This window comes from Streptomyces sp. NPDC058464, from assembly GCF_042721035.1.
Classification (GTDB): domain Bacteria; phylum Actinomycetota; class Actinomycetes; order Streptomycetales; family Streptomycetaceae; genus Streptomyces.
The window spans coordinates 24,746-31,195 of the sequence record NZ_JBHXMA010000074.1; the positions used below are offsets into that span (position 1 = coordinate 24,746).

Sequence of the window (6,450 nt, forward strand, 5' to 3'; positions counted from 1 at the left end):
CTGCGACCTCACCTCTTTCGACGGTAGCGGCGGATCCAGCGCGCGGCACCTCGGGGCCGGATGTCGGTGAGGTCGTCCGGGCCCAGGATGATGGCTTCCTCAGCGGGGCCGGTGTTCGACAGCAGGATCGGCTGGGCGTCGTCGGCGGTCGGCACCTGGTGGTCGTCCATCTCCTTGTGCAGCAGGCTGAAGCCCTCTGTGAAGGCCAGTCGCGGATCATGAGCGGAGCCAGAGTCGGATCGACGCGACGGTGCCGTCGAAGATATAGGCGCGTTTGTCAAACCTCGTGGCCACTTGGCCTCGAAGTCCTCGATGGACTGCCCGTCCACCCTTGGCGCCCCTTGGCCTGCCGCTACATGGGACTCGACCTCCTGGCCATGAACCGCTCCGGGACAGTCCGGAGCCTCCATCAGACCCGGAGCGGTTCAGCAGGAACGGCGGGCACCAGGTGCCCGCCGGGGCCCGAGTGATGGGCGAAGTGGCAGACGCAGCGCGATCGCCTCCAGCGGCAGCATCAGCGGCTTCTCCGAGTCCGCGCCGCCCAGGACTGCCGTCTGAATCTGCCGCGTGTCACCCCGCACGAAACCCCGCCCTTCATCCCAACTCATCCTGCCATTGACGGCGTTGGCCTCACAGAAGATCGGCCTGCTCGCGTCGCCGTACGCAGCGGGGCAGGCTCGGCAGGAACAGTCGCCGTCCCGGCCTTGCGGCCTGCTCGTTTCGCCCGCGCCGGCGCGGGTGAGCCGCACGGTTCAACCGGCCGCTCACCGCTGCGACCCGGCCACCGAAGTCGTTGGACCTATAGCTTGCGGAGTCCGCTCATCACCCTTTCGAGCAGCGTCACGTCAGGTGCGCCACCACTGTTCTCATCGCCGCCCGGCTGATGAATGGCGACGATCCCTGCCTCCACCAGATCTGCTACGAGGATGCGGGCAACCCCAAGGGGCACGTGGAGGAGCGCTGAGATTTCGGCGACCGACTTGACCTCGCGGCACAGGTGGCAGATCCGCTGATGCTCCGGCAGCAGACCGATCAGCTGGTGGGGCTCCGCCGTGGTGGAGACGAGCGCCTCGATAGCCAGCTGGTAACGCGGCCGGGGTCGTCCGCCGGTCATCGCGTACGGACGGGGTTGGCTGGGCTCTTCAGCGATTGCCGCTGCACTGGGGCGAGCGACGTACACCTCTGTGCCAACTGATCCGCTACCTCGCTGGTTCTGAAGGTGAAGGGGATGGTCGCCAGAGCGGCTGTCGAGCCGGTGAACCGGCCGGTTCGTCTCGTCGGCGTCATGCTCGTCGGCGAGGGCGAGTGATGGCTGGCCTTCTGTCGCTTCCCGGGCTGCGGCCCGGCGGCGGGCTTCGGCCGTTACCTGTTCGAGCGCAGCCGAAAGGGTCTCCGGGGCGGAATACTGTGCGACAAGTCGGTCGTAGACGACATTCTGGCTGGCCGACTCGGATTCGCCGCTGTGTGTCGGATCCATCGTCATGCCTCCTTGTCCATCCGGATCGCGTTCCTCAGGGTCCGGCGCGCGTGGGAGAGGTTGGCCCTCGCCTGCGCCGGAGTACATCCGAGGACCTCGGCAATCTCCGAAGGAGTCATGTCAACAAGCGTCAGCGTCATGACTTCCTGCTGCCGTCGAGGCAGGGCTCCGATCGCGGTGCCAGCGACCAAGGCGAGCTCTGCCGCTTCCAGGTCGTGCGCTGCCCGCCGGTCAATGAAATCCCTTTCAGGCAGTCCAGCCGACTGTCTCCCAGCCAGCCCGCAGGCGACGCGGAACGCGACCGTTCGGATCCAGGCCTGGGGTGCCCCCACTTTTCCCCAGTTCTCTATCAGACGGGTCATCGCTTCGGAGGTCGCGTCCTGTGCGATCACCTCGGTGAAGCCGCGGTGGACGACCAGCATGGCGATCACCCGCGGGTAGTGGTGCTCGAAGAAGGCCGTGAAACTGTCGGATTCACCGTCCACTCCGGTCGTCCTTCCGGCCCGCGCGGGACTCACGCCCGCTCCCCCTGCGCGTTACGACGATAATCAGCAGGACCAGTAAAGCCGAAGCGAGCGTGACAGCCGCTGATTTGGTGGTCATGTACAGGGCTCCCAGACCACCCAGAACGGTGTTGATCAAGAGCACCAAACCGGCTGTTTCACTGTGCCCAGGGCCAGCCATGCCAGTTGTGGAGACACTTGTTCCCGGTACGAGGTCGGGAACCGGCTCCGGCTGCTCGGGGAGTTGATGGTGGCTGTCTGTCATGTCTACCTAGAGCCCTCGGAGAGCCCATACGCAAAAAGTGAAGTGAGTCACACAGGGACGGAGGTGTGTGACCGTTGGCGCCCGAGGGCTGTCCGGCTTCCCGGTGCGGAGGAAGCCGTCACCGCCCCCGAGGTCGGCGCCAAGTGCGCACTGACCGGCGGCAGCTGGTACTCGCCCTACGACGACCGCTATCTCGACAGCGCGAGCAAGCTCGACGTCGACCACCTGATCCCGCTCGCCGAGGCCTGGGGCTCCGGCGCCTCCGCCTGGACCACCGGAACGCGAGGCCTACGCCAACGACCTGGACGACTCGCGGGCGCTGATCGCGGTCTCGGCGGCCTCGAACCGGTCGAAGGCCGACAAGGACCCGACCGAGTGGCTGCCGCCGTACGCCGGCTACTGATGCACGTACGTCACCAACTGGGGCGCCAGCAAGATGCGCTACCAGCTGAGCATCGACCCCGCCGAGCAGACCGCGCTCGCCGAAGGCCTTGCCTCCCGCCCCGACCAGCCCATCACCGTCACTCTCGCCCACTGAGACACGTGTCGAGGCCTGCAGCTACCCGGGGAAAGCAGCAGGCCCGGACACGCTCACGGTCGCATGCCCTCCCTGCGTACCGCCCCGTGATCGTCAGCCCGGTCCGGGGCGTCAGCCGAGACCGAGCGTGGTCAGGGCGGTGGTCCAGTCGGTGACGATGGCCTGCTGCGCCTGCGCGAGGGTGACCTTCCCCGCGCAGACCGCGGTGTGCAGCTTCGTCTCCACCGGGTCCTTCAGGTTGTTGACGCCCTGGCTCGCCTTGTGGCCCGGGTCCTCGGGTTCGACCCAGAGGTTGCGCGGGTCGTTGGGGTCGCCGCCGAGCTGCAGGCTGATCAGATGGTCGTACTCGGCCTCGCCCATCGCTCCGGTGTAGCCGTAGGAGGCGGCGTTGAGTTTCTTCTCCTTGCCGGTGACGTAGGTGGAGGGGCGGATACCGGAGGTGTAGCCGCCCTTGCGGCAGATCGTCGTCTTCAGGTTCGACTGGGTGACGGCCGGGGAGATCGCCCCTGGCGTGCAGGCCGGGTCCTCCAGCGGCTCGCCCCTCTCGTACCGGAAGTGGCACGATCCGGCGGCCGGCTGCTCCTGCACCATGTACTTCTTCTGCGGGCCGGCCCCCACCGCGATCGCCCGGCCCGCGCCGCCCGCCCCGCCCGCTCCCGAGACCGTCGACGAAGCGCTCGCGCTCCCGGACGGCGACAGGCCGCCCATCGAAGCGGACTTGCAGCCCGCGGCCAGCAGGCAGGACAGCACCACGATCGACATGGCGCGGTGGGTGGACAGCATGACGGCCCCTCACGGTACGGCGACGACTGCCCAGATGCTGCCCTACCTGGCCGGAGCCATAGCCCGCGGGGTGGGGCGCGCGGACGCGCACCCCGCGTACGCCCGCCAACGGGTTCGGCCCGCGCAGCGCGAGACCGGGATGGAACAGGGGTCCCACGGTGTAGATCGTGGAAGTGCCGGACGGAGTCGGGGCGTCAGCCTGTCACCGTCTCGCTTCGCCCGCCGAGGAGGCGTCTGGCCCGTCACCACGGCGGAATGTGGGTGACGGGCCAGGCCGAACCGAAGGTACGCGCCAGTGGCCGGTGGTGCGCCCCCTTTCCTGGAGCGCGCCACCGGTGACGGGAGGCGCTGGCACCCGGCTCGGGCACGGGCCGCCCGCGCCGGCGGATCGGTCAGCGGCGGAAGGTGCCGCCGTTGCGGTGCTCCCCACGGTGCTGGCCCCAGGTGACCTCGTCGACGACGCGGTCGTGGTCGTTGCGCAGGGTCGCGGTGTCGAAGTCGTTGTTCCACACGTAGCCGCGGCGGTCCTGGTAGACGTCGGTGGCGCTGTCGCGGCCCTCACCGGTGTGGACACGGACCGTGGCCCGCCCGTCCAGGCGGAAGTGGCGGAAGGTGTAGGTGTGGCCGGCCTCGTCGGTCAGCGCCCAGTCGTCCAGGTTCACCGTCCGGCGGGTGGAGTTGGTGATCTCAACCCACTCCTTGTTCAGGGAGCGGTTGGAGCGGTCGTCGCGTCCCGGGGAGTCGTACTGCACGCCGCTGATGACCACGTCGTGGTGCGGGCGGGCGGGGTGCTGGCCGGCGGCCGCAGCGGGCAGCGCGAACGCGCCCACCACAGCAGCAGCAACGGCAGCGGCGGCGGTCAGACGGCGAGCGGTCACAGAAACGGACATGAGGTCCCCCTTCTCGGGGCCGGACACCCAGGGCCGGCGACAGAAGTCGCAGGCCGGCTGTGGTGCGTAGTGCGGGTCGGCGGCCGGTCGGCCGCACACGCACACCCTGCCCACCCTGCGAAGGAGTTGTGGTGGGTACGCGAAGGTCGTAACGGCTCGTCCATATTCCTACGACTCTTAAGTGCAGGATCCATTTATGCGTTGAATGCACCATGTTGACGGTTTGTCACTGACTGATCCCGTGCGGGCGGCGGGCTCGCCGCAGCAGACCGGCACCTGCCGCCGGCTCCGGCCCGCAGGCCGTCACCCGAAAGTGCGTAACAACCGCTGCGGCCCGGAGGGCGCCACGGCCGGAACCGGACCGCATCGGCGCGGCCGCCCGCCGGGACGGTCCGCGCGCTCCTGCACGCACACGGACACGGACACCGCGCCGAGGTTCCCGTTGCCCGCAGCGGCCGCCCCGGGGCCCAGGCCCGCGCCGTTTCGTCGGGACCGGGGGTGAAGGTCAGCCGGACGGGCCCGGGCACAGACGGCGGTGCGCGCAGGCCGCCCGGCTCACAGACCGTTGCGCAGCAGTGGGTACAGGGAGTCGGGTGCTTCCAGGACGCCCCAGTTGTGCGGCGCGCGCGGCCGCAGGTCCGAGGGCAGGACGATTCCCAGGTACGCGCTGCCCCCGAGCTTCGACCAGGTCGGATCGATCACGCGGCCGTCCGGGTCGGTGCACCAGGCGTGGGCCATGGGGACGGGGCTGCCGGCCGCGACGGCGAAGCCCTCGGTGTAGGCCAGGTGCGGGTGCTCCCGCTCGGTCGTCGCCGCGTTGGCGAAGCACTGCCGCTCCGGCAGCGGCCGGACCTGTGCGGGAAGGTCAGCGGGGGTGAACCAGCGGCCATGCGCGGCCACGAACTCGTACACCGACCGGTGTTCCCAGCCTGCGACACCGTCGTGGTCCAGGAGGCTCTGCAACGCGATGTGTGCCTCCAGCCAGTCCAGGAGCACGTGTTCGGCGGGGGACGCCGGACGGGCGGGGGCAAGGGCGCCGAGGTGGTCACGGACTGCGGTGGTGTCGGCCGAGGTGTTCTTGTCGTCTGCGGAATTCAGCATGGCTCCCCTTCCGACTGCCCCGATACTCTCCCAGGGTTTCCGGTCCCTTTTCGTACCAGCGCCGGGGTGCGCACGCCCAACGGCAGGGACAGCCACAGGCGTCTGCCGGCGGCGGTCCGTGGTGAGGATCAGGGCCCTGCCCCGCACCGACGGGCGCGGGACAGCGGGGGCGCGGGCGTCTCCACCACCTCCAGCCGGCGTTCGAGCAGACCGCAGCGATCCTCCGCGGCGGCACGCCGGGCCCGACCCTCCTTGAGGTCCTCTCCGAGCCGCTCCACCTCCAACTGCAGCGCGTTGCGCTCCTGCAGGACGCCCAGGATGCCGGGGCTGGCCGCGGCGAGCGCGTCCACCCGCCTGGGCTCCGCGCCGCGCTCGGCCTCCAGCTGGTTAAGCCGCGTCTCCAGATCGGCGATGCGCTGCGTCCGGTCCAAGAACGCGTCCCCCAGGACGTCGCCACGGACGCCGGACCGCCGCGAGACCCGGTCGGCGTCAGGCAGCTGCTGCTCCAGGAGTTCCATCGCGTGCTTGGGAGAGGACACGGCGTCCACCGCCGATCCGTACAACTCCCGCACGAACTCAATGGCCTCGGTGGTCACCGTGGTCCCGCGGTGCTCGGCGAGATCCGCGAAGAGATCGGTGATCACCTGCCACGGGGGGAACCGTGTGCCGTTCAGGTAGCGCGAGAACGTTCGCGAATCACGCCGACGCCGCGCCGCATACCCGCGCACGGACACCTACAGGCCCTCGAACAGCTCACGAAGAGCCATGGCAAGAGCCCGGGAGGCATCGTTGAGGTTCCCCCCGAGGCTGCTATGTCGTGTCAAGCCGCTTGAGGAAGTACTTCTGCGTCCGGCTGGCTCCTTCGTTCGAGGATCTTGAAGATCTGGCGGCAG

The 6,450-nt window shown here is 69.3% G+C and carries 7 protein-coding genes; all 7 read right to left on the bottom strand.

From position 1 onward, the window contains the following. Positions 1-8: 8 nt before the first annotated feature. Complete coding sequence (locus ACFWPQ_RS49240) at positions 9-329, bottom strand: hypothetical protein (RefSeq protein WP_384051068.1); 321 nt, start codon at positions 327-329, stop codon at positions 9-11. Positions 330-799: 470 nt separating this feature from the next. Continuing rightward, complete coding sequence (locus ACFWPQ_RS49245; RefSeq protein WP_384051089.1) at positions 800-1,180, bottom strand: DUF742 domain-containing protein; 381 nt, start codon at positions 1,178-1,180, stop codon at positions 800-802. Positions 1,181-1,479: 299 nt separating this feature from the next. Continuing rightward, a complete protein-coding gene (locus ACFWPQ_RS49250; protein ID WP_384051071.1) occupies positions 1,480-1,962 on the bottom strand; it encodes an RNA polymerase sigma factor in 483 nt (160 codons plus the stop codon). A gap of 932 nt (positions 1,963-2,894) precedes the next feature. Next, entirely contained in the window at positions 2,895-3,566 is a 672-nt protein-coding gene (locus ACFWPQ_RS49255) for a hypothetical protein (RefSeq protein ID WP_384051074.1), read from the bottom strand. A 392-nt stretch (positions 3,567-3,958) separates the two neighbouring features. Continuing rightward, positions 3,959-4,456, bottom strand: coding sequence for a lamin tail domain-containing protein (locus ACFWPQ_RS49260; RefSeq protein WP_384051077.1), 498 nt, complete (start codon positions 4,454-4,456; stop codon positions 3,959-3,961). A 555-nt stretch (positions 4,457-5,011) separates the two neighbouring features. Continuing rightward, complete coding sequence (locus tag ACFWPQ_RS49265; protein WP_384051080.1) at positions 5,012-5,557, bottom strand: hypothetical protein; 546 nt, start codon at positions 5,555-5,557, stop codon at positions 5,012-5,014. A 128-nt stretch (positions 5,558-5,685) separates the two neighbouring features. After that, the gene (locus ACFWPQ_RS49270) at positions 5,686-6,201 is read right to left on the bottom strand and encodes a hypothetical protein (RefSeq protein ID WP_384051083.1); all 516 of its coding nucleotides are present in this window, start codon (positions 6,199-6,201) and stop codon (positions 5,686-5,688) included. Between the last annotated feature and the right edge of the window lie 249 nt (positions 6,202-6,450).